The sequence below is a fragment of the Siminovitchia thermophila genome, from assembly GCF_016909185.1.
GTDB lineage: Bacteria > Bacillota > Bacilli > Bacillales > Bacillaceae_C > Siminovitchia > Siminovitchia thermophila.
On sequence record NZ_JAFBFH010000023.1, the window covers coordinates 18,450 to 44,350 of the forward strand.

Sequence of the window (25,901 nt, forward strand, 5' to 3'; positions counted from 1 at the left end):
ATCCCACATTTTGGATATGAGCAAAGTTGTTGTACAAGAGTCGTTTCATTTTCACGTCAAACGACTTAAACAACAGGGCTTGTGTTTATTTTGGCCTTGGACTCATATCAATTGATGGTTTTTAATTCGGCTAAAATGTCCGATTTCGCAATGAAAAGGACTGCCGTTGTTTCACTGCTTCTTGGAAAAGATGGAAGGGCGCTTGGATGTTTATTCGTTCCTTCGATAGCTCCAAAGTTGAACATTCGTTTCGTGAACAAGCAGGAAATTGCCCATATGACAAAAAGGGTATCTTTAGCAGGTCTTATCAGTTTTACGGAGAAGGGGGTTGAAACAGCGATTAGTTTTATGGGGCATTTGTGAGACTGATGGATGGATCAGTAAATCCGGTCGAATGAACGTAGAAGGAATCATTAGCTTGTGGAGAAAGCAGATATTGTTCTCTACATGCTATTTTTTCTTTTGAGCAGATGGCGTGTCTTTGCAGCAACTTGTTCTAAGATAAGCTTCCTGTTTTTTGTTGCGGCGCCGACTGTATGAATAGCCATTTTTAGAAAATGGACGTGTGAAAAGGCAGTCTTGTCCAAAGTGATTCCTCCCTTTTAAAAATCATCAATGTTTCTCGGTTCATTACGGCAATAGAATTTAAATTTTTCTTGGGCTGTTTTTTTACAATCAGATTGCTTTTCGGTGCTGTTAAGCCAAGTCCAGGTCTCAGCGAATGTCTGCGCTTAACAGCAAACGTATTCCATCCGGTTTAGTTTTAGACAAGAAAACAATTGGCGAGTATGCTTCAACGATTGGGCAAATCCGTGCTATGCTATTGAGAGACTGCCTTAAAGCGAGTGATGGCATTGAGTATTTTTATTTTGGAAGATGATGTGATTCAAGCGCAGCATCTAAAGCGGCTGGTGGAGGAAATTTGCGAGAAACATCAGTTGCCGCATGATTTTATAGAAGTGACGAGTAAAAGTGCGGATATTATCGAAAAAATACCGCTGACGACTTTTGTGCCGATCTATTTTTTAGATATTGAAATTAAAAGTGAGGAGCGCAAAGGTTTGCAAGTCGCGCAAGAGATTCGCGAATATGATGCCCCAAGGCATTATTGTATTTGTCACAACGCATTCCGAATTTGCGCCGATCTCTTATCAATATATGGTGTCTGCTTTAACGTTTATTGATAAAGGATTGCCTTATGATGAGCGCTTCCGCATGTTTGAACAATGTCTTCTTCATTATAAGGCCCGCAATATGGCTGATATGCCGGCTGATGATTTTATTGTTGAAAACGCCCGGGCAACGGTACGTGTGCCGTTTGCCACAGTAGAATATATCATGACAGATGGGCCGCATCGTTTAGCCTTGGTCACGACGGACTGTTTGGTTTATTTTTATGGGGCGTTAAAAGAGATGGAAACACTGGACAACCGTTTGTTTCGCTGTCATCAATCTTATATTGTGAATACAGTGCAGATGTCCTCTTATGACGCAACGCAGAAGATGATCGTTTTAAAAAGCGGCAAACGTATCCCGGTGTCGCGCCGTTTAGTCCGCAAAGTGCGCCAACTGTTAAAGGGTGAGCTGTAAATGTATGTGTATGATATTGCCGCGATCGTGCTGATTGGTATTAGCCATGTGTTATTGTACATTTGGTTAATCCGCTATAACCGCCTGTCCTATACAATGGTGATCACTGTTAGCATTGTCTTTACGATTTTGCTTGGGATTGTTGTGCAGACAACGGGTTATCCGGAATTTAATTTGATTATGTTGCTGCTGTTTCTGTTAAGTTTGGGTTTATTGAAGGACGACTTAACATTTATCCAAAATCTTTACTTTGCATTAATGAGTATCGTCGTTATCACATTGGCGAAAATGGTGTTGATGGAGCTGGGCATGAAGCTGTTTATGTTAACGCCATTTAATTTGTATTTATGGACGTCTAGCATCATCCATCTCCTCAGTTCGATCGTCATTTTCATTGGCATTGTCCTGTGGCGTAAGCAGATTCAAAAGCTTGCACAATTTATGGTGGATAGCCCTCTTTATTATGTAACCTATATGCTTCTTATTGCCGGACTCATCGTGGAGCTGATTTTGACGGTGCCATCCACCAATTTATTGGCCGCCTTACATCAACAATATGGACAAGTAAGCTATATTGCGGCATTCATTTTATTTTTTGTGTTGCTATTAATCATATTGATCAGCTCGCATTTGTCAAAAGAAAGAATGTTGGAAGAACAACAGGAACGTTTAGACAAAGAATTGCTCGATTATGTGGGGAAGCTGGAGCTGTTGCATGAAGAATTGGCCAGTTTTCGCCATGATTATATGAATGTATTATTGGCACTGGATGCGGGCGTGCGCTCGAAAGATATCAAGCAAATTGAGCAGGTTTATCATGATGTGATCGCTCCGACTTCCAAGCTGATGAATAATCGCGAGTTGGATATTGTGAAGTTATCGCGCGTCGCTATTCCAGAAGTGAAAAGCGTGTTGAGCGTAAAATTGATCGCCGCCCAGCAACAACAAGTAAAAGTGATGGTCGATATTCCTCAGACGGTTGAAGAGATTGCTATGCCCAAAGTTGCTTTTATTCGCGCCCTTTCTATTTTAGTGGATAATGCGATTGAAGAAGCGGTTCAAAGCGAGGAAAAAGTGTTGCAACTGGCCTTTTTTGAAAAAGAGGATCGCCAATATTTTATTGTCCGTAATAGTTGCCGGGACGAGGCGGTAGATTTGCAGAAAATATATGAGAAACGCTATTCCAGCAAAGAAGGGAACCGGGGATATGGGTTATTTTCGTTAAAGCGTTTGATTGATAAAACAGCAAATGTGACGTTAGAGACGACTTTTCATGCCCCATATTTTGTGCAAACTTTTATAGTGAAAAAGTAGGGGAAAGGGCTTTATTTCCTAACCATATCGTGAAAAAGTTCTGCCTCGGTACAGGCAGAAGCTCTTATCTAAAGCAATGGATTTTGGAAAATCAATCGTCGCCTTTCCCTTTTTGATGAAAAATAGGCAACTAATCTCATTCCATAACAATGTGCCATCTTTATGTGTGGAAATCCATAAACAGTGCGAATGTTCCGGTTTTCGCTTTGTAAATTATTCTATCTTCCTTTGTGAGTGATTTTTTAACGGTCATAATGAAACAAACCGCGTGAAATCAAGTTTAAAAACCTTGATTTCACGCAATTTTATTCTCACGATCAATCAGCTTTCAACTTATGTCCAGTCCCATTTGTGTAAAAAAATCCCTATCATCGCTACGTACGTCAACATATTTCGCTTTTCGCAGGTTTCTTCAGCTTCCTCGGAAAGCAAAGGTCGCTTTCCTCGGGATCTTCAGCTCGGGCTATTCCCGCAGGAGTCTACCTATTTTTTATGACCAATTATGATGAAAAATGAACCGAATATGATAAAGCTGCATACTTTATCCGGCTGTTATTATACCCTTTTATAAGGGAGTGATTTGTTATGGCTGGCGTTATTTTTGCCGCGGCCATAAGCGTGGGGTTGCCGCTTGTTGCGCTTGTGTACGCGTTTTATCGGAAACGATATATTCCGTTTTTGTTAGGTGTATTGGCATTTGTTGTATCTCAAGTTTTATTTCGTGTTCCGATCCTGAAATACTTGGGGGAAAATAGTATAGCCTTTTCCATGTTTAGTGCCACGCAGCCTGTTCTATTTGCCATAGTCATTGGTTTATCGGCCGGGATTGTGGAAGGACTTGCTCGTTTTATCGCGATGCGTTTTTTTATGGTGCAGCGTGATTGGAAATCCGGGTTTTTATTTGGTGCGGGGCATGGCGGTATTGAAGCAGTCATATTTGTAGGGATCCAAGCATTAACCTTATTGTTTTCACCAACTGCTCTTGCCTACAATGAAGCTTTTTTTCTTGGCGGCATTGAGCGTTTCTTTGCGATATTATTGCATATAGGGCTTTCGATTATGGTGTTGCAGGGAGTTGTGCATAAGAAATTTCTTTATGTCGTACTGGCTATTTTCATCCATGGTCTAGTAGATTCATTAGTTGGAATTTTACCATTATATGTGCCGAAAGAGAGTGTAATGATTGTATTGGAAGTTACGCTGGCGATGATTGCGTTGGCTCTTTTCTCTTATAGTATATGGATTAAAAGAAAGGGAGTTTTAACATGAAGAGAATGTTATTCACTATGTTGAGTGTTGTTGTCATGCTTGCGCTTGTTGCCTGTGGGGGCAACAAAGTTGACGATGCGACTGCGGAGAAGTACGTGGCGAAGGCTGAAGAAGTCGTCTCATTAATTAATGAAGCCAAATATAAAGAAGTACGCGCCATGTTTGACGAAACAATGAAGGAAAAGCTACCGGAAGATCAAATGGAGGAGCTGACTCCGATTATCGAGCAATCCGGCACTTTTGAAAAAATTGATAAATCTTCAGTTGAAGAAAAGGACGGCTTATATATCGTTATTTTCGTTGCCAAATATAGTAAGGACAAACGCACTTTCACCATCACTTTTAATGATAAAGAAGAAGTGGCGGGGTTATTTGTTAAATAAGCAGAGAAGGGTAAATGGACGAAATGTCTAAATGAAAGAGCTTTGAAATCTAGTTTCTCACCGGATTTGACATAAAATAGACGAAATGACCAGAGGGGGGCGCCAAAATATCGTTGGATGCCCTTTTTTTGTTTTAAGAACTTTTACAAAAGGAGTTGTTCCATGGATTTCACACTTTCAGCCAGTTCAAAAAAGTTGAGAAATGCAGTTCCCTCTTAGTAATTCAAGTTGTTTTAATCAAATGTTTGATTAGCTGAAAGAGGCTTATGATGAAGTCTGTATGCACGGATTACTTCTTCAATAATCAAATGTTTGATTAAACTATTTTTCTTCCGTCACAACCGTTGCATAGATGACGAACCATTTTCCATCTAAATCAAACAGTACTTTACTTCCATATTCCGTATCCTGGATATCCATTTTTTCCTTCATGCTGTTCAATGATCTCGCATTCGTGCTATATACTTTTACAACCCTTTCCATTCCTCCGGTATTGTTGGATTAATACTCTTCAAGAGTTTTTCCCTAGATAAACTGCACCCTCCAATTCTTAGATGTGTCTAACAATTGGGGGGCAGTGGAAGCGGTGTTAAAATACCATACGACTGCGCCAATAATGAGTGCAAGAGCAATTAGTGAACCCCAAATGCCTGTTTTTTATTTGTCTTTCTCTCGTCTGAATGACCATGTATACGAGTGCGGGAGAGGAAAGCTTTTTCAGAGGCGGCAATGAAAAAATTTTACCTAGAAGACATTTTTTTGCTTGCAAAAACTTGGCCAGAAACTTTTTCATTTTGGGCGGAATTTATGTTATCTTAATGAAGATAAAGGGAAATCAATCGTTTCAGCGTTTAACGCAACGTCATGAAGTGAAAAGATTGGTTAAAGGTTATGCGGGAAAATGTAAAAGTGACATACACAAAGACTCATTTATCACGAAAAAAAGATGTACAAAAAAGCAAAGATTGTTTTGATCATCCGGGCTTAACAGTGGGTGACAATGCAAACAATCAATTCGATATGGCGAATAGATAAATATAAAGAGATGGATCCCGCTTGTTATGTTGATGCCATCGTGTACAACTGGGGGCAGTCGGCATTTACAGAAAAAGATTGCTTACAGCGGATGAGCAAAAGGAGATGGACGGTCAGTTGATTTGGTAAAATAGGTGTTGAATAAATATGTGAAACATTGGCTTTATACCTAAAAAACTGGAACGATATATTTTGTACCGTTCTGAAGGATTATGCGCGTTCGGCTAATGGCTGGGCTTTTGAGACTGAATTACTTGGGTCCGTTGGCGACCCATCCAGACAATATAAAAGGATAGAAGTCTGGAAGTTTTGTCATGAAATGAAAGGGGCGGGGAAATGAAACCAAAAATAAAAACTAGTTTTTTCTGTAATAGGTGTGGTCGTTATCATGAGTGTGAACCCGAGGACATTGATTTTACAGGCAATCTGTTTCACGATTTTCATGCGTATTTTGGCTATAGCAGTCCTTTTGATGGTGACTTACTGGAATTCAGCTTGTGTGAACTGTGCCTTTTTGAGATTCTGAGGGATTTTAAGCATGTGCCAAAGCTTGATGGTAAAAATCCAGTTGAAGCTTTTGACAGATGCAGGACGGAAAAACATCCATACTATGAGGATACTTTTATAAAAAATTATAAGGAAGTCGAGGACTTATCCAAAAAGTGAAGGGGAATTCGAGACTCCCGCGATGTTACAGTGTGACGAATGGGATTCTCGAATAACTCAGTGTTTTGCAGTCCATTTCTGTTGTAAAAACATAAACATTAGGAGGGCTGGAATAGCATTTTATCATCATATGCCATATCTTTTTACTCGCAAGTTTTGGTTCGAGAAGATACAGATTGGGATTCGCAACAGGGCGTTTTTGGCACTGCTTTAACAGAAATAGAGCGATTCCCACCAACATAGCCGTGTTATCGGGCTTTCATGTCTAAATTGTTAAGTAATCAGGCGGCGATCCCTCCACTCTTTGATTTCCCGGCACCTGTAGAAGAAGTATGGAAAATGACGCAAATCCTAAGCTTCATGGGCAATAGGATTTGCGTTTCCTCTATTACATATTTACCCAAAAGTCGGAAGATGCTCGGCAATCCTTTCGATACGAAAGGCGCCTGGGGTGCGGCGTAAAAGTCACTGGCTGATGGGGGAAAAGCATCGGCACCAGTAAGAATGACGGTTCATAAGCATCTTCCCTGCATTTTGGGACAATATTGGCCATTACAGAAGGGAAAAAGGCTATTGGAAGTATTGCCATCAAATAATGAAACCATTTTTATCACCTAATATGACCAGATGGACAGGAATTTTTCATTATGGGGCGGGATTTATGTTACGTTCATAAAATGAAGGGGGGATTTGGTGAAAGGAAAGCCTATTTATGTGGAAATACCGATTGACGCATCTGTAGAAGAAGTATGGGAAAAGACGCAAAATCCTGAACTTCATGAACAATGGGATTTGCGTTTTTCCTCTATTACATATTTACCCAAAAAGTCGGAAGATGATCCGCAATCCTTTCGATACGAAAGGCGCTTGGGGTGTGGCGTAAAAGTCACTGGCTGGGGTAAAAGTGTCGGCACACATAGTAAGAAGGACGGTTCAAAAGCATCTTCCCTCCACTTTGGGACCGATCAAAAAATATCGCCCATTTCAGAAGGAAAGGGCTATTGGAAGTATGTGCCATCAAATAATGGAACCATTTTTATCACCCAGTATGACTATGAAGGTCGGTTCGGTTTATTTGGCAAGTTTCTCGACCTTTTATTTCGCCCTGCCATGGGATGGGGGACCGCTCTTAGCTTTGATGTACTAAAACGGTGGATTGAACGGGGAGAATTGCCGCGATCACAGTATTTGCGTTTTTTTAGTATTGGCATCATCACCATGTTCTTTTTTTTTATATGGTTATACCACGGCTTGGTACCGAAGATGATTGCAAAACATCCTGAGGAAGTATCCATGCTTTCCAGCTTCATCTCCTTGGAGGAGACTGTTGTTGTAAAATGGGTATGGGTCATTGGGTTATTGGAAGTGTTATTTGCTGTGGTTTGGCTTCTTTATCCAACTAAAAGACATTTATTCGCACTGCAAATGATCATATTTCCAATTTTAACGATCAGTTCCTTCATTGCCAGTCCTTCGCTTTGGTTGGCTCCGTTTAATCCTGTTACTTTTAATGCCAGTCTTTGGGTCCTGTCCATTATTGGTTTTTTATTGGCCAACGATTTGCCATCGGCTTCAAGTTGCAGGCGTGCAAGAAGGGAGGCGGTCTAATTGCCCATTTACAAAGAGCTTTTGGGCAAGGATTTTCATAGACTTCATCCAAAGTTGCAAGAGCGCTATGCACTGACGATTGGCGAACCGTTTCATGGTGTCGGAACGATGGAAAAAATTGAAAAGGGTGCTGCTTGGCTGACTCCTTTGTTAAAAGCGGCCACACGGTGGCACTTTCTTTTTCCTGAAAATGGGGAGGGTATACCTTTTGACATCAAAAATACAAGTCGCTTATTACCGACGGATGAGGTAGAAATCTATTGGGAGCGCACTTTCTATTTTGAAAAAGTTACTCGTCATTTTAATGCGTTTATGACGATTGATGCGAAACGCAAAATGGTGAAGGATTATGTAGGTGAGCCGCGCTTATTTTATTCGGATTTACGATTTAAGGTGACTCCTGAAGGATACATGCACATTCGTTCTGGTTCTCAACGACTTGTTATGGGTAAATTCGAGATACCATTGCCTCGTTTATTAGAAGGAGTGGTAACCGTTGAGGAAAGATATGACGATGCCCGGGACGTATTTACGATTCAAGTTGATATTCAAAATAAACTTGCGGGAAGGTTGATGGCTTATAAAGGAGAATTTAAGGAGCAATCTGTTTAATTCCATTTCGGTGGCGGGTATATTCTTTTTCATAGCCAGTTGCATTCTGACCCCGAAACCATATTTGTTCATGTTGACTGCTGCCCAGTTGATTTTCATACCCGTGATGCTCCAGCTACTCGTTGAATTAAAGAGGAGACAGGTCATTTTCATTTGGTTTGTTATGGTTTCCCTCGTTTTATTGCAAGTTGTGCCTTCGCGTACAGGGCAGATGCTGCTCGCTTTGGTGTATGTGGCGTTCACCTTTTTTGTGGCTTTTCATGGGCTAAGGCGTTTTTTTAAGCGCGGTTTTACAAACTGGGCAGAAATGTCAATTGATATCGGGATGATGTATTTATTGATCGGCGGCCTCTGGTTTTTCGCTTATGTAACGGGAATTGATACGGGTTTTAGTCCATTGATCACTTGGCTTACAGCTATTCATTTCCATTATTCCGCTTTTTTATTTCCTATATCTGTCGGGTTGTTTGGGCGCCTGCACGAGTCGGGGTGGTATCGACTGATTGTAGCCATCATCTTGGCCGGCCCGATGCTTGTTGCTATGGGCATTACTTTTTGGCCTTTGCTTGAATTTATCTCAGTTATGTTATACATATTTGCTATTTACGGCTTAATCATACTGGCCTTCCGAACACATTTCCCTTTAAAGGTTCAGGCTATTTTGATACGGATCTCTTACAGTGCGCTGGGTGTGACCATTTTATTTTCACTGCTTTATGTAACGAATCACATATTTTGGTTTGCTCGTATTGATTTTATGCTAATATTCCATGGTTTCACGAATTGTTTCTTTTTTGGCATGTTGGGTGTGCTTGGCTGGGTGGTCGCACCACCTAAAACGAGTCAGGCTATTTGGCGTTTCCCCGTTAGCCAAATACGCGGTTCACTAGAAAGTACTGGCGGACAGCGGGCGGGATTGGTGGATAACCTAAGCGACTTTGTGCATATCAAAACTTTACCGAAAACGATCGTTGATTTTTATGAACATACAGATCAATATCGGTTATTTGCTTCGGTAAAGTGGTCAACCTGGTTTAAGCCATTAGCCGTCTGTTACAAATTGATCAGTACACAATTGCAGCAATTAAATTTGCCGCTCTCGAGCAAATGGACTGAAATGACATGTAACATATGTGCGGTCGATCCAATGTTGGATGGAAGAAAAAATCCGCGCGCGTGGATTCGCCAGGTGAAGGAAAAAACCGTATTTACAGCCATTTACTCCCGGCATGAAACAAAGGGCATGACGTATATGAATATAGCACTTCCTCTGCCCCATTCGTCAATGATTGGTATTTTACAGCTCAAAGCTAGCGATGGCACGCTCATTCTCACAAGCGAGGGAGAAGGAGATCCCGGTATATATTTGGCAATCGGGAAAACACTTTTCAAGCTGCCGTTATCCGAAAACTTCATCATTCAAGAAACACGTGAGGGTAAGCTTGCGGCACATCACAACATGAAAATTTTTGGGATCCCTTTTTTAAAAATTAATTACAGCATTATTCAAAAATAACGGTGGGAAATTACTGCTCAAAGACAATTTTTTTCAAGGAGTTGGAATGAGGTTCCTGTTATCCACAACACGCATTTTTCATGTGGATAACCCATAGTTTCCTTTACGAACTTAAGTTGTATTTGTAAAAAAAGCATCCCGGGAAAGGATGCTTTTTTCAGTCATTTTTTAAAAGTATCCGGCATGACGACAGCAACGACTTCGCCTGTTGCACAAACCGTATCTTTCGCAAAAACCTCCACATGTACTTTATATTTCTTCGGATGAATTTCTTCGACCTTCCCGACCGCTTTTAATGGTACGCCTTGCGGTGTTGGTTTCACATATTGAACTTGCAAAGAGGCTGTTACAAAGCGGGGAGGCTCGTGTCCGCTCCCGGGCTCATGGCCATTTTTTCTATGTAAAGCAAGCGCCGCGGAGCCTGTTCCATGGCAATCAATGAGGGAGGCGATCAAGCCGCCGTACACGAATCCGGGTATAGCCATATGTTCCTTTTTTGGCTCATAAATGGTCACTGTTTCTGTTTCTTGCCACCCCGTTCGAATATGGTGTCCGGCCTCATTTAACCTCCCACATCCGAAACAATGGGCGAATTCATCCGGGTAATCATCTTGAATGGCGTGAGTAATGTGTTCCATATTGATATCCCCCTTCATTTAAATACGAAATTTTTCTAATTATCATTATACTACATAATATGATTTGTGGAAGAAATGAACCACCAAATTTCGGAAAGAGATGTGGATAACTCCAGTTCGCAATAACTTTTTCATCATAATAAGGAACTTCATTTTGGACTTATCAACATATCAAAATATATAAAAATTTTCCCTATACCAAAAAAATTGTTGACGGGAAACAGAAGTGTAAAGTAAAGTTTTAGTAACGTTTAATTTTGCCTATGGAAACATTTTGGTGATGAGGAAAATTAATGGAGAAAAGGAGATAGAAATGAAAAGACGATTACTTGCATTAACAGCATTCATTATTCTTGTCTTCATGACAGCATGTTCGGAAGGCAGTTCCAAAACAGAAGCAGAAAAGAAAGGCGAGGGACAAGACAAAATGAAAGTGACTTCCACGACTGCCCAAATTGGGGATATTGTTAAAAATGTCGGCGGAGAGCATGTTGAAGCCGAAAGTTTGATGGGGCCGGGAACAGATCCGCATCTGTATCAGGCGACACAACAAGATATCGGAAAGTTGAATGGCGCGGACATCATTTTCTATAACGGTCTTAACTTGGAAGGGAAAATGGGGGAAATTTTCGAAAAGATGAACAAAGAAAAGCCAACCCACGCGGTCGCTGAAGGGGTTCCTGAAGAGAGCTTGATCCGGGAAGGGGAAGATGCGTTTGACCCGCATGTATGGTTTGATATCGAACTTTGGCAGTATGCAGTGGATGAAGTAGTGAAAGGTTTAAGCGAAGTGGATAAGGATCATGCTGATGAATTTAAAGAGAACGGCGAAAATTATAAACAAGAATTGACGGAACTTGATGCTTGGGCGAAAGAAAGCCTTCATGAAATTCCCGAAAAAAGCCGGGTTCTTGTCACAGCGCATGATGCATTCACTTATTTCGGAAATGCGTACGGCATGGAAGTAAAAGGGCTTCAAGGATTGAGCACAGAATCGGAATACGGAATCAAAGACGTCCAGAACATTGTAAATGTCTTGGTCGAGCGTGAAATAAAAGCGGTATTTGTTGAAAGTTCCATCTCAGAAAGGTCAATCAATGCCGTTGTGGAAGGCGCGAAAGAAAAAGGACATGATGTTGAAATCGGCGGAGAATTGTATTCTGACGCCATGGGTGAGGAAGGAACCGAGGAAGGGACATACATCGGTATGTTTAAGCACAATATCAACACAATCAAGGATGCTTTAAAATAAAGGAGCGACTAAAGGATGGAACCGCTGAAAGTTGAAAATATCACTGTTGCGTATCATAAGAAGCCTGTCTTAATGGAGGTCGGCTTTTCGGTGCCTGAAGGGAAACTGATCAGTATTGTGGGCCCTAATGGCGCGGGGAAATCTACTTTGATTAAGGCCATCTTGGGACTTGTGCCAAGAGCAAGCGGGACAGTTGAAATTTATGGCAAACCGTATCGGAGTCAAAGGAAATTGGTCGGGTATGTGCCACAGCGCGGAGAAGTGGATTGGGACTTCCCGACCAATGCGCTGGACGTTGTGTTAATGGGGCGGTACGGACATGTCGGTTGGGTTAAAAGACCTTCGAAGAAAGATACCGCTTTTGCCGAAGAATGTCTCGATAAAGTAGGTATGTCGGCTTATGCGGGCAGACAAATCAGTCAATTGTCGGGCGGTCAGCAACAGCGGGTGTTTCTCGCTCGAGCGTTGGCGCAGGACGCAACGATTTATTTTATGGATGAACCGTTTGTTGGTGTTGATGCCGCGACGGAAAAGGCGATCATTACGCTTTTGGACGAACTCAAAAGTCAAGGAAAGACGGTACTCGTCGTCCACCATGACTTACAGACTGTCCCGGAATATTTTGATTGGACATTGCTTGTCAACAAACGCTTACTTGAAGCAGGTCCAACAGAAAGTGTGTTTACTGTGGAGAATTTGCAGAAAACATACGGCGGCCGGCTTGCTTTTCTTAAAAAAGGGACAGCATTAGTCGAGCAATAAAGGAGGAAAAATTGTGGCTCAAGAATTGTTGGGATTGCTTATGGATGCCAATACCCAGTGGGTGCTTTTCGGCACCTTGCTGCTTGGAATTGCAAGCGGGGTGCTAGGCAGCTTCGCATTGCTCAGAAAGCAAAGCTTAATTGGAGATGCGATGGCGCATGCCGCATTACCCGGTGTCTGCTTGGCTTTTATGCTGTACGGGGAAAAGTCGATGCCGATTTTTTTATTGGGCGCCGCTTTGGCTGGGCTTTTGGCGACGTACTGTATTCAAGTGATCTCCAAACAATCTCGGATTAAAGAAGACACTGCCATCGGGCTTATCCTTTCTGTTTTCTTTGGATTCGGGATTGTTCTATTAACACGGATTACCCAGTCTCCAGCAGGGAACAAAAGTGGATTGGATGCTTTTATTTTTGGAAAGGCAGCCTCTTTGGTCGGCAGTGATGTAACTTTTATTGCCATATCAGCAATTGTTCTGCTGTTCATTACGGCACTTTTCTTTAAAGAATTTAAGCTGTTGAGCTTTGATCCGCAATTTGCACAAGGCATCGGGATGCCGGTCAAATGGATGAATGGCTTGTTGATGGTCCTCATTGTTGGAGCCGTGGTGATCGGAATTCAGGCAGTTGGGGTTGTTTTAATGTCCGCCATGCTGATCACACCTGCCATTGCCGCAAGATACTGGACGGATAAGCTCAGTACAATGGTGCTTCTATCAGGGGCGATTGGCGGAATATCCGGGATATGCGGCACTCTGTTAAGCACCATGGCGGAAAAAATGGCTACAGGGCCAATTATCGTAGTGGCCGCAACGGTTGTTTTCCTCTTCTCTTTGCTTTGCGCTCCAAGAAGAGGGCTTATTTCCAAAGCTTTAAAACACATTCAAGTTAAAAAACAAACAGCAAAAGAATATGTCATGATTTCTTTATATGAGTTATATGAAAAAACGAATGACAAAAACGTTTATTCATTTACGGTTGAGCAAATCAATGAGCGGCGCCCGTTCGGAACCTATTTTCTCAATCAGGCTATCACACGGTTGGAAAAAGAGGGTTATATAAAACCGGCGGGGGAGAACCGTTATATGCTGACAAACAAAGGATTAACTGTGGCGCATGAATATACATTGAACCATCGTTTGCACGAGGTATATTTAATGCATGAGCGGGAATTCGCTGTTCCGGATGTTGAGGACATTCGCACAGACATGGAGAAGTTGCCTCCTCAAATCATGACAAAGCTCAAAGAAAAATTGAGCCAATATGGGCGTGAACCCATGTTACTGAACAATCAACATCACATAAAAGAGAGGAAGGCCGTAAATGAGCTATGAAGCATGGATTATTTTGACAGGCTCTCTGGTGGGCATTACATGTGGAATCACTGGATGCTTTCTCATATTGCGTAAGATGGCGATGCTTGCGGATGCTATTAGCCATACGGTGCTTCTTGGTATCGTACTCGCTTTTCTTATCAGCCAATCACTTGACGGAATATATATGCTTATAGGCGCGACGGTTGTCGGCTTGCTAACCGCCTTTTTCGTCCAGCTCTTGAATTCAAGTGGCGTACAATCGGACGCGGCGATCGGGGTTGTGTTCACTTCTCTTTTCGCTGTTGGAGTCATTCTCATCTCGATGTATGCCGGCAACGTGCATTTGGATGTCAATCATGCGCTCATGGGCGAGATTACTTTCACCCCATGGGATACCGTCACAATTAATGGCATGAACATCGGTCCGAAAGCTGTCTGGATGCTTGGAACCGTATTATTCATTAATATCTTGATCATCTTCTTGTTTTACAAAGAATTTAAAATTGCGTCGTTTGATCCTCAGATGGCACTGGCGATCGGGATACCTGTCTTGTTTATCCATTACTTAATGATGGGGATGGTTTCCTTGACGACCGTTGCTTCATTTGACAGCGTCGGGGCAATCTTGGTCGTTGCCATGCTCATCGTTCCCGGAGCAACCGCTTATTTGTTAACAGATAAACTGCATGTCATGTTATGGCTCAGTGCTTTAGTGGGAGTTCTCAGCGCGGTCATCGGTTATTACAGCGCCACTTTATTAAATGTGTCCATTGCCGGCGCGATGGCTACTGCCGGGGGACTTATTTTTGCACTTGTTTTCGTGTTATCGCCAACCCATGGCCTGTTATCAAAATGTATGGCCAAAAGAAAAATTCATTCCCCTTCTTTGTAATGGGAACGGTGGAGAAGACGCATTTGTTTTCTCCACCGTTTTTTCGTTTTTTATAGTATGTGAAGACGGGAGTAACCGAGGACGTCTTGGTGAGTGGTATTCAATAAAATCGCTTGGCAAATTTACGGACTGAGGAATGCGGACTTTCGGCAATGCTTGATGGGTTGGATGAGTCTGAAAACGGGGATGGGGGAAATCTTTTCAATCAAAAGTATATGCAATAGCTCGGTTGAGGAAAAACCCGCTCCTCATGAGGTAAAAACACTGGTATCTGGTCGGTTTGTCCGGTGTAGGCCAGTGAACAAACGATGCCGTGTGGTCCAACCCGACTGGACGAAAACTTCGAACCATTAAAAGGAAACCAGACTGACATGGTATTCCGCGGGAAATTCCGAGGTGCTGAAGCAAGATAGTATGTATCATTTGTACAGCTCACATATTCTTTCTTCACAAAAAATCTCCCACTCCCCATTCCATAGAAACCTCAAGTATATACTTGGCTTCTATTGGTTGATTCGGAGGTGCTTATATGAAATGTATCAATTTCCGACAGAAGACTCTCTCCTCAAGTTTGTGAAAAATGTAGCCTAAAGATAGGTTCGAGATGAATGTCGGTCAGGCATTTGCTAAAAGATGCTCATTTTGATAGTTTTTTATAGCGAAGACTCAATCAGAACAAGTGTTGCTGGTCTTCATCTTCCATTAAAAAATAAAGTGATTTGAAACACATTTTTAGTCACTAAAGCATACATCTATTCCGTACCTATCCAAAAGTTAAAACAATCGGCTGTTCTCGCTTTGTATTCAATCACTTGTTGGTATGATGGCATGATGCTTACAAGGAAGCAGGTAAAGGATTAACTTCCAGTGCATGTTCTAAACAATTTTTCATCTGCCCTATCATCGTAAATAAAAAGTTGATCCAACAAGGGGAATATCGGCATTTCATGAAAATGAGTATTGACTTTTTAAAGTTAGTTTTATAGTATCATACTAACCGAAAGCAATTAAATGCGGAGGGTATGGCTCATTCTTAAGGTGATTTTTCGTTATGCAGTACCTTAACATATACACTTTTGCTGTTCCCTCCATGTATACGGCAATTATAAATGGATGTCGCGATATTTCTCTTAATTAAGGTTGATGATATAAGGTGATAATGTGTATTTGGGAGATACGGCAAACAATAAGAAACAGCTTTACCATATTTATAATGAAGTTTCCAAACAAATATTGGGCGTTGGAACGCTGTCATTAAAAATTGTTGTTGACGATGATACAATCATATTTCGAGCCAAGCATCGACGTGCACAACGCTCTATTATATTAGAGCAGGAGTCGCCGCACCTCAAGAATAAGGTTGATTATCAATTGTCGAATATCTTTAAGACTTGTGTAAAAGAAAAGCTGGAAAAAACGATGGGTTTACATGTTGAGGCCATATTGAGGGATTATGATTCAAAAACGCAATTAGCTTTTACAATTGTTGTACTTAACGACAATCAAATACAATAATCGATCTCTTTTGATCTATTCTTAAGAGAGAGAGCAAGAAAAGTTTCATACAGGTGGCACGATTTTTTGTTTACAAAAAAAGTGCTCTTGTTAGACGAACCGTCTACACAAGAGCGCTTTTTTTCATTTTACCGCGGAAAGGAGAATCGATTCATTTGAAGTATGCAAAGATAAACATCATAGGGAGGTATCGTTTTGAGCAGCTTGAGAACTTCTGCCGAACGTTTGTTTAAGCTATCGGCACATCATACCGATTGGCGAACGGAGACAATTGCCGGATTGACAACATTTGTGACAATGCTGTACGTGTTGGTGGTCGTACCGGGCATACTGGAGGAGGGAGGAATGCCCAAAGGGCCGATTACGGTTGCAGTCATTTTAATGACGGGGCTCACAACGATCGCCATGGGATTTTTTAGTAATCGTCCTTTTGCACTGGCTCCAGGGCTCGGATCGGTGGCTTTTCTCGCTGTCACGCTCGTCTCTACTGAACATATTCCTTGGCAAACAGCCATGGGCATGGTCTTTATCTCAGGTATTCTTTTTTTACTTTTTACAATTTTAGGGTTGAGAAAGCTTATTGTAAGGCTCATGCCGCCGGCGATCAAACTATCTATTGGTGCCGGTGTCGGTCTTTTTATCGCCTTGATCGGCTTTAGAAACGCAGGGCTGGTCGTGGCCAGTGAATCCTCCAATTCGCTCACCCTTGGGGACATTGGCTCACCGAATGCCATTTTGGCGTTATTGGGGTTTTTGATTATGAGTGTCTTGCTGGCGAGAAAAACGAGGGGCCACTTGCTGATTGGCATCGTTGTGACGACCCTTATCGGCATCCCGATGGGAATTACTGAACTTCCAAGCTCTATTTTTTCTTTGCCGGAAAGCGTTGCCCCTATAGTCATGCAATTAAATATATCGGATGCCATTCAGCTCGCCTATTTTCCATTCATTCTTGCTTTCTTCGTACCTGATTTTTTTTCAACGCTGGGAACATTGCTAGGGGTGGCATCAAAAGGCGGCATGCTTGATAAAGACGGGAATTTGCCACAAATTGACAGGCCGTTCCTCGTGGATGCATCCGGAACTACGTTGGGTTCTTTATTATCCGTTCCGGTTATCACCACTTATGTGGAATCGGCCGCAGGAGTGGAGGCGGGCGGTCGTACCGGTCTCACGGCTGTCACAACAGGTTTGTTGTTTCTGTCTACATTATTTGTCACTCCGCTGATTATGATTATTCCAAAAGAAGCAACCGCACCAGCACTGATTTTGATCGGGTTAATGATGTTATCGTCCGTCCAAAATGTAAATTTCGGCGATGCGACAGAATCGTTGCCTGCATTCATGACAATTGTTGTGACGATTTTTACCTTTAACTTCGGCAATGGCATTGCCGCGGGTATTATTGCGTTTGTATTGGTAAAAAGCCTATCAGGCCGACACAAGGAAGTCCATCCGGGTCTATACGTATTGCTAATCCCGCTTATCCTTTATTTTGTTACCTTGGCTTGATCATAAGGGCATAATCGATTAAACAGGATGAACATGAAAGGAGTACATGAAATATGAATCACTCACGTGAAGCAATTGTTGCTGCAGCGAGAGGGGATAAACAAATGGATCTTGTTATTCGGTCGGTTCAACTTATTAACGTATTTACCGCCGAAATATATCGGGCTGATATTGGGATAAAATCTGACCGCTTTGCGGCCGTCGCCCGTTATGAAGCCGGGCGGCCGCAGTTTTGGATGGAAGGAAAGAAAGAAGTGCATGCTGACGGCTTATATGCGATGCCCGGCTTCATAGACTCACATGTCCATATCGAGAGTACGATGGTTCCCCCTGACATGTTTGCGCGGGCAGTCCTGCGCCATGGCACGACAGTGGCGGTAGTCGATCCGCATGAGATCGCCAATGTGATGGGCGTCGAAGGTGTGAAGTATATGGTGGAAGCGAGCCGGGGGCTGCCAGTCCATATTCTGACGACGATCCCATCTTGTGTCCCGGCTGTTCCAGGTGTGGAAACAGCGGGAGCGGAGTTCAAAGCAGAAGATATTTCTGAGCTTCTCAGTCTTCCCAATGTCGTGGGAGTGGCGGAAATAATGGATTATCCGGGCGTGATTCATCAGCACCCCAGAATGGCGCAAATCGTACAAGCCGGTTTAGAGAAAAATGTACTGAATGAAGGGCATGCTCCAAGGGTGACCGGGCGTCAACTCCAGGCCTATCTTGCTGCTGGCGTAAATTCGGATCACGAATGTCGCAGTGATGATGAAGTGTTGGAGAAGTTGCGTTCTGGCATGATGGTCTACATTCGAGAATCGAGTGTCAGCAAGTTTGCCGATGTAGCAGCCAAAGCGTGGCAAACGGTGCCACATGCGCTGAATATTGCGATGTGTACGGATGACATCGAGCCGAATGACATGCTCCAAAATGGACAGATGAATCGGGTGGTTCGCCGCGCGATCGAGGAAGGTATACCGGCACCATTAGCTATACGGTATGCCACACTTGGAGGCGCCATACGGTTTGGTCTGAAGGAACGAGGGGCGATTGCGGCAGGCAGGTTGGCCGATTTGGTGCTGGTAGAGTCATTAGAAACAATGGATGTTTGCGATGTGTACGTTGGAGGTAAGCAATTCGTGTCTGAAGGAGAGCTAACGACCGACATTACCAGTTCTATACCGCCTTTGCTTAAAAACACTGTTCGCCTTCCCCAGCTAAGTGAAGACGACTTTGTCATACATGCTCCTATTCGTCAGGGAAGCGTAACATTAACGACCATGGAGGTCACATCTAACGGTACGACTGTTCAGGGGACGGTAGAGGCGGAAGTGCATGAAGGGAAAGTTCGGACGCTTCCTCCTGATCATATTTTCGTATCAGTGACAGGACGCCATGGGCAAGGGAAGAAACCATTCGTGGGCGTGTTGAAAGGAGCGGGACTGAAGGATGGCGCCTATGCTACCACTGTGGCACATGACAGCCACAATCTTGTTGTCGTTGGTACAAATGCGGCTGACATGTTGCTTGCCGCAAGAAGTTTGGAAGCGTGCGGAGGCGGGTTATGCCTTGTGCGAGGGAAGGAAGTAATAGCGAAGGTAGAGCTTCCGGTCGCAGGATTAATGGCTCCGGAACCAGTTGAGCAGCTTGCGCCAAAAGTGGGTTATTTTTCAAAGAAAGCATTGGAAATGGGAATTGCGGTCGGTAGAAGGGCGCCTGCCATGGCACTCTCTTCTCTAGCGCTTACAGTCACTCCGCACATTAGAATTACAGATAAGGGATTGATTGATGTGGAACAGCAGAAGCTGATTCCATTAATTCAATCGTCCTAAAAAGTATGTGCCTCGAAAGCATTTTAATTCAACATCTTTGTTTGATAAATCGAAGGTCTAGCAGTCTTTCTCTTTATAAAAATAGAAATCGATCTATCTGCTCTTATTTGTTCTGCGAAGCAAATAAGAGTTTTTTTATGTCTCCCAAGGACACATGCGAGTGAGAGCCATTTTATAAACCTCTATTGTGATCGAATTGCTAGGCTTTCTCATTCAGTATGGACAAGCTAGATTGTCGCCGTTTACATAAAGTCATCCCTTTCCTTTAGTCAGTTAAGCGCTCTCATGACATTTGTCACTTAAAGCCATGACAGAAGCTACTGATAAACCTGAAAGCCACAGATTACAATAAAGGTAAGATAACCGGGGGTGAGGGATTTGAGTACGATTGTTGAAGTGGATGGATTAGTAAAAGAATTCAATGAGAAAAGAGCAGTAAATGGGGTTTCTTTTTCGATTCAAAAAGGTGAGGTAGTGGCGATTCTGGGGCCGAATGGGGCAGGTAAAACGACGACGCTGCTGATGCTGCTCGGCTTGCTTCGTCCGACAGAAGGGAAAGCGGCTATTTTTCACAAAGATCCGAAAAGTAAAGCGGTTCGGGAAAGAATAGGTGTCATGCTCCAGGAAGTGAGTTTGATGGATGGTTTGAAGGCGAAGGAATTGATTAAGCTATTTAGAGGATATTATCCCAACCCGCTGCCGATGAATCATCTCATTCAGTTGACGGGGCTTGAAAAGGGAGATTTGGAAAAGCGGACGGAAAAATTGTCGGGCGGTCAAAAGCGGAGAGTGGCTTTTGCTTTGGCCTTAGCAGGCAATCCGGATTTATTGTTTTTTGATGAGCCGACGGTCGGGATGGATACTTCGTCACGCCGGATATTTTGGGAAACCGTCAAAGAACTTGCCCGGGAGGGGAAAACGATTATTTTTACAACGCATTATTTACAGGAAGCGGATGATTATGCGGAGAGAATGATTTTATTTAAGGAGGGCCATATTATCGCCGACGGAAAAACGGCAGAGATTAAAAGGAAAATGACGAAACAATCTGTCTCTTTCGTTGCTGGCGAGGATATTTCCAAAGAACGTTTTCTCAAATTGTCTTTCGTTACAGAAGTGACTGAAAAAGAAGGGCGCATGCACATCGTGACGGATGATACGGACTCTGTTTTGTCCATGATTTATAAGGAAAATCTGCATGTGAAAGATATTCGAGTGGAAAAAGGAAGGCTAGAAGAAGCCTTTGAACAATTGACTAAATCACAAGGGGAGGCTGTCTAAATGAATATATTCATACAACAAAGCAAGGCGGAAATGCTGCGGATGTTCCGTAATCCTTATTATATTTTTTGGTCGCTGACCATGCCAATTTTATTTTATTTCGTCTTTACAAAAGTAATGAATGTAACAAAAGATGACCCTGTATTGAATGCCCACTTTCTCATGTCGATGACGGCATTCAGTGTGATGGGAAGTTCGATTATGACGCTGGGAATCCGGTTGGTGGAAGAAAGAGCGCAGGGGTGGACGACTTTTATGCGGGTTACTCCCCTATCAAGCTATACGTATTTTGCCGCTAAAATTGTCGGCCAGACAATTGTTCATGTGTTTTCGATTCTGGTGATTTTTACAGCGGGAGCTCTGGTTAACAAAGTTACCCTTTCAGTGGGAGAATGGCTTTTGAGTGGCGGGTGGATATTGCTTGGTTCGCTTCCTTTCCTATGGTTGGGTGTTTTAATCGGCACGATGAAAAGAGTGGATACGGCCGTTGGCGTAAGCAATATCCTTTATATGGGCTTGGCGATTACAGGCGGCATGTGGATGCCGATCGACATAATGCCGGAAGTGGTTCAATGGATTGGTAAATCCCTTCCCGCTTTTCACTTTGGGAACGGCGCTTGGTCCATCATTCGGGGAAATGCGCCTGATTGGATGAATATTGTCATGTTAGCAGCTTACCTCGTTTTGTTTATGATATTATCTACTTATATAAGAAGGAGACAGGAAGCGGTGTAAAAATGAGCAGGACCTTCGAAATTTTTCCGAAAAGGTACGGATTTTTTCCATATATTTTCTTAATATATTTGATGATGCCGGCTTATTATATATCCCGAACGGAAGGCTGGAAAGCGCTACTGGGCTGGGGACTGCTTTTGCTTTTTCTCATCACCTACAGACAGTTATACATCCAGCTTGACACGCAAAAAACATTCACGTTTTGGTTGGTTGTGCAAATCATTACGATGATTTTTTTAACCTTATGGTACAGTCCATATCATCTCTTTTTGGGATTTTTTTCGGCTCATTTTATTGGATGGTTTAAGCATAAAAAGGAATTTTATATAGGCTTAATAGGACTGGCCACAGCCTTGGCGATCGGTGTGGCCATATCAATCGTTCAAGGGATTAACACTTTATACTTTCTGCCGTTTGTCGCCATTATGCTCGTGTCGCCGTTTGGCCTTCGTTCCATGAACAAGTCAATGGAGTTGGAGAAGCAGCTTGACGAAGCGAATGAGCAAATAAGGGTATTGATTAAGCGAGAGGAAAGGGTCAGAATTGCCAGGGACCTGCACGATACTCTCGGTCATACACTTTCCCTTATTACACTTCAAAGCCAGCTTGTACAACGGCTCTCTGAAAAAGACCCGATTCGCGCGAAGGCGGAGGCGAAAGAAATAGAAATCACGTCTCGATCAGCATTGCGCCAAGTACGGGAGCTTGTTTCCAGTATGCGGGCCATTACGATTAAGGAAGAGCTGGCGGATATGCAGCGGATTATCAATGCGGCCGGAATGCAATTTATCGTAAAAGGGGAAGAGGATGTTGCGGACATCCCGCTTTTGCAACAAAATATTTTGGGCATGTGCCTGAAAGAAGCGGGGACCAATATTGTGAAGCATAGTAAAGCGAAACATTGCACCGTCTATATTGAAAGAGGTCGTGGCAAGATAACGATTACGGTGCAGGATGACGGGGGTGGCATCGATCAACAGAACATGAATGGAAATGGATTGAGTGGCATGAAGGAAAGGTTGAGTTTGATTGATGGAAAATTAACTATTCAGTCCAATGCCGGAACGACAGTCAAAATGCAAGTGCCGATTGTCATGAAACAAGATGAGGAGGGGGCAGTCATATGATTCGCATTGTGATTGCGGAAGACCAGGGGATTCTCAGGGGAGCACTCGGTTCGTTATTGGATTTTGAAGACGATATGGAAATTGTCGGACAGGCGGAAAATGGGGAAGAAGCCGTCCGGCTGATTGAGAAGCTACAACCCGATATTTGTTTGCTGGATATTGAAATGCCGCTTAAAAGCGGTCTCGATGTAGCAGATGAGTTGAAGGAAGGCGGTTCGCCCTGCAAGGTGATCATCTTGACCACTTTCGCCAGGCCCGGATATTTTGAAAGGGCGGTAAAAGCCGGTGTACATGGGTATTTGTTGAAAGATGGCTCTGTCAATGATTTGGCGGAATCCATAAGGAGGGTGATGCGAGGAAAGCGGGAATTTGATGATGAGCTTGTCATGAACTCATACCGCCAAGATAATCCGTTAACGAAGCGTGAACAGGAAATATTAATGCTGGCGGCATCCGGGAAGACGGCAAAAGAAATTTCCAGCGAGTTGTTTTTGTCTTCGGGAACAGTACGGAATTACATGTCTGAAATCTTTCAAAAGCTCCATACGAAAAATAAAATTGAAGCCATCACCTTGGCGAAAAAAAAAGGCTGGATCTAAACGCTCACGTTTCGGATGTTTTGTTTCTTGGCTACGGCTGCTTTTACCATGTATCGTGGGACATTGCATCCGCTCTCCCTTGGGCCAGGATCGGCCTGAACCCGGCACTTTCCCTATCACTCCTTAAAGTCCGGATTGCGGCCTCTGAACAGGAACTTCCGTTCGATTACATGAAAGCGACTGCCCCATTCACTTCATATTGCTGCGCTTAAACACTTTCTGCTTCGTTCATCACCTTTTCGGTTTGTTTCCTCGGCTTCAGGTACAGAGTCAATAACAGCACAACGCAAACAAGTGCACCAGAAAGCAAGTAAATCGCTTCATAGCTATAGGAAGCGGCGATGATGCCAAATATATAGGACCCTGCGGCAATTCCCACATCGTAAAACGTGTAAAAGGTGGCGGTCGCATATCCGCTCCGCTTGATATTTGTTGACTGAATGGCAAGCGTCTGCAAACTTGGAATAAGTGCGCCGTAACCCAGGCCAACGAAAGCACCCGCTAATAAAAACATTGTGCCTGAGTGCATTTTGGCCAATACAACAAATCCCATCATAAATAAGATCAATCCCGGGAAAAGAATATAGTTAGGCCCCTTTATATCAAATAATCTCCCAGTAAATGGCCTTGCCAGCAACATGACAACGGCAAATACTAGGAAAAATGTACTTGTTAATCCCAGCAAGTTTTTACTCTGAGCATAGATCGACAAATAGGATAAAATGCTTGCATATGATAATCCGATCAAACATGCAAGAAATGCGACAGGGATCGCTTTTGATTCAAAAATATCATTAAATGAAAACTTCTTTTTCGTTTTCATTGGTTTAAACTGGCTTTTGTCGGGGATCGATAAGGACAAAAGCGCACCAATGATCATCAACAGGCTGAGTATGATGAATAATGCATCAAATGAGTATGTTTGGATGAGGAACAGGGCAATAAGCGGGCCAAGCACGACGCCCAAATTCGTAGACATTGTAAAATAACCGAGACCTGTCCCTCTTCTTGCCGGAGGGACAAGATCAGCCGCAATGGCTCCGCACGCTGTTGTCACAACGCTGAACCAAATTCCGTGTATAAAACGGAGAACAAGCAGCCACTGGAATGGTTTTATAAAATAATAGGCGATTGTGCAAAGCAAATAGAAGCCGAGACTCATCCACAACATTTTTCTTTTGCCGGCAGTGTCCAACATTTTTCCGGTAAACGGCCGGACGATGATAGCGGACAGCAAAAAGATCGACATTAATAAGCCCGCCTCTTGATCGGTTTTATTTAAGGCCCCAACAGCGTAAAGTGGCAATGTAGAGACCAAACCATAAAAAATGACAAACACGGATAAATTTGAACAAAATAAACTGATAAAAGGCTTTGTCCATATTCGGTATTTCTTTTTCAATCTATCTACTTCCTTTCATAATACAGGCTGTCTAACAGCACCAGCATCCATTATACTTAGGGACACGAAATTTGTAAAGAAAAATACCAAAAAATGGAAACCATTGATTGGTCACGCCCTCACATAATCAACAATAATCGCTTGGATTATAGCGTTTTTTCACTCTGTCCGTTGCCGCAAACAGATAGGAAATATTTGTAAGTGATTCCTACTCCTTATGAATCAGCCAAATAGGGTGTATGGCAAACTATTCGCGGGAATACATAAGAACAGAAGTATGTGGAAAGGAGCGTTCTTGATTGTATGATGAGTTTTTAGAAACGTCCCAGCGTCCGTTTCCTTTACCCCAAAGTCGATGGCTTATGACACAAACATGGCATAACTTGCTATTTTGCCACTGGCCTGTTTCATCAAGGATTTTGAGAAAGCATGTCCCGTCTACTTTAGATATCCATTTATATAATGGAACTGGCTGGATCGGCATCATCCCCTTTCAGGTAACAAATGCGAGGCTGCGGGGTTTGCCTTCACCTCCCTTTATTCACTCCTTTCTGGAAATGAATGTAAGGACATACGTGACTTATAAGGGGACGCCCGGCGTTTACTTTTTTAGTCTGGATGCCAATAAGCGGATTCCTGTTTGGGGTGGCCGGCTGGGAGCTTTTCTTCCTTATCGGCATGCTTCGATTGAAATGGAAGAAGAGGGAAATACGCTCCATTTTAGAAGCAACAGAAAAAAGGAGACATTTTCTGTCAGTTATGAACAGGCTACGGATTTTTTTATTCCGCAGGAAAACAGCTTGGCGTTTTGGCTATATGAAAGATACTGCTTCTTTACGGAGATAGGAAATCGTTTGTATGTAGGGGATATTCACCATGACAGGTGGCGGATAAGCGAAACGAAGGCTCTTATTCATAAGAATACGATGGCTTCCTTTTTGCCAAGGACTTATTTTCATGACGAGCCGCTTGTGCATCTTTCCAAGGAAAAGCGGTCTTTTGCCTGGGCTTTGACAAAGGCTTTTCATAAAGAACGAAAATTTTGACATAGTTGC

Annotated in this window: 24 protein-coding genes and 1 pseudogene; 21 read left to right on the forward strand and 4 right to left on the reverse strand. The window is 42.9% G+C overall.

The window, feature by feature from the left end:
• Window positions 1–111: 111 nt before the first annotated feature.
• Window positions 112–363 carry a hypothetical protein gene (locus JOC94_RS15015; protein ID WP_139345729.1) on the forward strand — a complete coding sequence of 84 codons (252 nt, stop codon included), beginning with the start codon at window positions 112–114 and terminating at the stop codon, window positions 361–363.
• Window positions 364–443: 80 nt separating this feature from the next.
• On the opposite strand, the gene JOC94_RS15020 is transcribed toward JOC94_RS15015, so the two are convergent.
• Window positions 444–587 (reverse strand): hypothetical protein, encoded by a 144-nt coding sequence (locus JOC94_RS15020; RefSeq protein ID WP_171974036.1) that lies wholly within the window; start codon window positions 585–587, stop codon window positions 444–446.
• Between the two features lie 267 nt (window positions 588–854).
• Between JOC94_RS15020 and JOC94_RS15025 the strand changes: the two are divergent.
• From JOC94_RS15025 to JOC94_RS15040, 4 genes and pseudogenes are all read left to right on the forward strand, one after another.
• Window positions 855–1,590, forward strand: a pseudogene (locus tag JOC94_RS15025) (LytTR family transcriptional regulator DNA-binding domain-containing protein).
• Window positions 1,591–2,904, forward strand: coding sequence for a GHKL domain-containing protein (locus JOC94_RS15030; RefSeq protein WP_077113905.1), 1,314 nt, complete (start codon window positions 1,591–1,593; stop codon window positions 2,902–2,904). It begins immediately after the preceding pseudogene.
• Window positions 2,905–3,489: 585 nt separating this feature from the next.
• Window positions 3,490–4,173, forward strand: coding sequence for a YhfC family glutamic-type intramembrane protease (locus tag JOC94_RS15035; RefSeq protein WP_077113904.1), 684 nt, complete (start codon window positions 3,490–3,492; stop codon window positions 4,171–4,173).
• On the forward strand, window positions 4,170–4,556 hold the full coding sequence (locus tag JOC94_RS15040) for a DUF3887 domain-containing protein (RefSeq protein WP_077113903.1): 387 nt from the start codon (window positions 4,170–4,172) through the stop codon (window positions 4,554–4,556). Before JOC94_RS15035 ends, JOC94_RS15040 begins: the two co-directional genes overlap by 4 nt.
• A 321-nt stretch (window positions 4,557–4,877) precedes the next feature.
• Here the strand turns inward: JOC94_RS15040 and JOC94_RS22690 are convergent, their stop codons facing one another.
• Window positions 4,878–5,039, reverse strand: a complete 162-nt coding sequence (locus JOC94_RS22690) for a hypothetical protein (RefSeq protein WP_213089074.1) — start codon at window positions 5,037–5,039, stop codon at window positions 4,878–4,880.
• 888 nt (window positions 5,040–5,927) lie between these two features.
• On the opposite strand from JOC94_RS22690, the gene JOC94_RS15050 reads away from it, so the two are divergent.
• The 4 genes from JOC94_RS15050 to JOC94_RS15065 all read left to right on the forward strand — a co-directional run bounded on the left by JOC94_RS15050 (window position 5,928) and on the right by JOC94_RS15065 (window position 9,993).
• Complete coding sequence (locus JOC94_RS15050; RefSeq protein ID WP_077113900.1) at window positions 5,928–6,257, forward strand: hypothetical protein; 330 nt, start codon at window positions 5,928–5,930, stop codon at window positions 6,255–6,257.
• Window positions 6,258–6,950: 693 nt separating this feature from the next.
• Window positions 6,951–7,865 (forward strand): DoxX-like family protein, encoded by a 915-nt coding sequence (locus tag JOC94_RS15055; RefSeq protein WP_077113899.1) that lies wholly within the window; start codon window positions 6,951–6,953, stop codon window positions 7,863–7,865.
• Window positions 7,866–8,477 (forward strand): DUF4166 domain-containing protein, encoded by a 612-nt coding sequence (locus tag JOC94_RS15060; RefSeq protein WP_077113898.1) that lies wholly within the window; start codon window positions 7,866–7,868, stop codon window positions 8,475–8,477.
• A gap of 10 nt (window positions 8,478–8,487) precedes the next feature.
• The gene (locus JOC94_RS15065) at window positions 8,488–9,993 is read left to right on the forward strand and encodes a YndJ family protein (RefSeq protein ID WP_328799805.1); all 1,506 of its coding nucleotides are present in this window, start codon (window positions 8,488–8,490) and stop codon (window positions 9,991–9,993) included.
• Window positions 9,994–10,154: 161 nt separating this feature from the next.
• Here the strand turns inward: JOC94_RS15065 and JOC94_RS15070 are convergent, their stop codons facing one another.
• Window positions 10,155–10,631, reverse strand: coding sequence for a PaaI family thioesterase (locus JOC94_RS15070; RefSeq protein WP_077113896.1), 477 nt, complete (start codon window positions 10,629–10,631; stop codon window positions 10,155–10,157).
• Window positions 10,632–10,944: 313 nt separating this feature from the next.
• Here JOC94_RS15070 and JOC94_RS15075 point away from each other — a divergent pair, with 313 nt between their 5' ends.
• From JOC94_RS15075 to JOC94_RS15130, 11 genes are all read left to right on the forward strand, one after another.
• Window positions 10,945–11,883, forward strand: a complete 939-nt coding sequence (locus JOC94_RS15075) for a metal ABC transporter solute-binding protein, Zn/Mn family (RefSeq protein ID WP_077113895.1) — start codon at window positions 10,945–10,947, stop codon at window positions 11,881–11,883.
• Window positions 11,884–11,898: 15 nt separating this feature from the next.
• Entirely contained in the window at window positions 11,899–12,645 is a 747-nt protein-coding gene (locus tag JOC94_RS15080) for a metal ABC transporter ATP-binding protein (protein WP_077113894.1), read from the forward strand.
• A gap of 40 nt (window positions 12,646–12,685) precedes the next feature.
• Window positions 12,686–13,978 carry a metal ABC transporter permease gene (locus JOC94_RS15085; RefSeq protein ID WP_077113944.1) on the forward strand — a complete coding sequence of 431 codons (1,293 nt, stop codon included), beginning with the start codon at window positions 12,686–12,688 and terminating at the stop codon, window positions 13,976–13,978.
• Entirely contained in the window at window positions 13,968–14,852 is an 885-nt protein-coding gene (locus JOC94_RS15090) for a metal ABC transporter permease (protein WP_077113893.1), read from the forward strand. Before JOC94_RS15085 ends, JOC94_RS15090 begins: the two co-directional genes overlap by 11 nt.
• A gap of 1,167 nt (window positions 14,853–16,019) precedes the next feature.
• A complete protein-coding gene (locus JOC94_RS15100) occupies window positions 16,020–16,367 on the forward strand; it encodes a Na-translocating system protein MpsC family protein (protein ID WP_213089076.1) in 348 nt (115 codons plus the stop codon).
• 195 nt (window positions 16,368–16,562) lie between these two features.
• A complete protein-coding gene (locus tag JOC94_RS15105; protein ID WP_205179785.1) occupies window positions 16,563–17,879 on the forward strand; it encodes an NCS2 family permease in 1,317 nt (438 codons plus the stop codon).
• A 53-nt stretch (window positions 17,880–17,932) separates the two neighbouring features.
• Complete coding sequence (gene ade / locus JOC94_RS15110) at window positions 17,933–19,702, forward strand: adenine deaminase (RefSeq protein WP_077113891.1); 1,770 nt, start codon at window positions 17,933–17,935, stop codon at window positions 19,700–19,702.
• A gap of 378 nt (window positions 19,703–20,080) precedes the next feature.
• A complete protein-coding gene (locus tag JOC94_RS15115; protein ID WP_077113890.1) occupies window positions 20,081–20,983 on the forward strand; it encodes an ABC transporter ATP-binding protein in 903 nt (300 codons plus the stop codon).
• Window positions 20,984–21,718, forward strand: coding sequence for an ABC transporter permease (locus JOC94_RS15120; RefSeq protein WP_077113889.1), 735 nt, complete (start codon window positions 20,984–20,986; stop codon window positions 21,716–21,718).
• A 2-nt stretch (window positions 21,719–21,720) separates the two neighbouring features.
• Window positions 21,721–22,845, forward strand: a complete 1,125-nt coding sequence (locus JOC94_RS15125; RefSeq protein ID WP_077113888.1) for a sensor histidine kinase — start codon at window positions 21,721–21,723, stop codon at window positions 22,843–22,845.
• Window positions 22,842–23,444, forward strand: coding sequence for a response regulator transcription factor (locus JOC94_RS15130; RefSeq protein WP_077113887.1), 603 nt, complete (start codon window positions 22,842–22,844; stop codon window positions 23,442–23,444). The genes JOC94_RS15125 and JOC94_RS15130 overlap by 4 nt, the downstream gene beginning before the upstream one ends.
• A 208-nt stretch (window positions 23,445–23,652) precedes the next feature.
• Here the strand turns inward: JOC94_RS15130 and JOC94_RS15135 are convergent, their stop codons facing one another.
• Window positions 23,653–24,846, reverse strand: a complete 1,194-nt coding sequence (locus tag JOC94_RS15135) for an MFS transporter (RefSeq protein ID WP_077113886.1) — start codon at window positions 24,844–24,846, stop codon at window positions 23,653–23,655.
• A 299-nt stretch (window positions 24,847–25,145) separates the two neighbouring features.
• Here JOC94_RS15135 and JOC94_RS15140 point away from each other — a divergent pair, with 299 nt between their 5' ends.
• On the forward strand, window positions 25,146–25,892 hold the full coding sequence (locus JOC94_RS15140; RefSeq protein WP_077113885.1) for a YqjF family protein: 747 nt from the start codon (window positions 25,146–25,148) through the stop codon (window positions 25,890–25,892).
• The last annotated feature ends 9 nt before the right edge of the window (window positions 25,893–25,901 follow it).

Excerpts from the sequence above, each read along its gene's own strand:
- JOC94_RS15030 (WP_077113905.1), top strand. The coding sequence starts at position 1,591 with ATGTATGTGTATGATATTGCCGCGATCGTGCTGATTGGTATTAGCCAT.
- JOC94_RS15035 (WP_077113904.1), top strand. The coding sequence starts at position 3,490 with ATGGCTGGCGTTATTTTTGCCGCGGCCATAAGCGTGGGGTTGCCGCTT.
- JOC94_RS15040 (WP_077113903.1), top strand. The coding sequence starts at position 4,170 with ATGAAGAGAATGTTATTCACTATGTTGAGTGTTGTTGTCATGCTTGCG.
- JOC94_RS22690 (WP_213089074.1), bottom strand. The coding sequence starts at position 5,039 with ATGGAAAGGGTTGTAAAAGTATATAGCACGAATGCGAGATCATTGAAC.
- JOC94_RS15050 (WP_077113900.1), top strand. The coding sequence starts at position 5,928 with ATGAAACCAAAAATAAAAACTAGTTTTTTCTGTAATAGGTGTGGTCGT.
- JOC94_RS15070 (WP_077113896.1), bottom strand. The coding sequence starts at position 10,631 with ATGGAACACATTACTCACGCCATTCAAGATGATTACCCGGATGAATTC.
- JOC94_RS15075 (WP_077113895.1), top strand. The coding sequence starts at position 10,945 with ATGAAAAGACGATTACTTGCATTAACAGCATTCATTATTCTTGTCTTC.
- JOC94_RS15080 (WP_077113894.1), top strand. The coding sequence starts at position 11,899 with ATGGAACCGCTGAAAGTTGAAAATATCACTGTTGCGTATCATAAGAAG.
- JOC94_RS15085 (WP_077113944.1), top strand. The coding sequence starts at position 12,686 with ATGGATGCCAATACCCAGTGGGTGCTTTTCGGCACCTTGCTGCTTGGA.
- JOC94_RS15090 (WP_077113893.1), top strand. The coding sequence starts at position 13,968 with ATGAGCTATGAAGCATGGATTATTTTGACAGGCTCTCTGGTGGGCATT.
- ade (WP_077113891.1), top strand. The coding sequence starts at position 17,933 with ATGAATCACTCACGTGAAGCAATTGTTGCTGCAGCGAGAGGGGATAAA.
- JOC94_RS15120 (WP_077113889.1), top strand. The coding sequence starts at position 20,984 with ATGAATATATTCATACAACAAAGCAAGGCGGAAATGCTGCGGATGTTC.
- JOC94_RS15125 (WP_077113888.1), top strand. The coding sequence starts at position 21,721 with ATGAGCAGGACCTTCGAAATTTTTCCGAAAAGGTACGGATTTTTTCCA.
- JOC94_RS15130 (WP_077113887.1), top strand. The coding sequence starts at position 22,842 with ATGATTCGCATTGTGATTGCGGAAGACCAGGGGATTCTCAGGGGAGCA.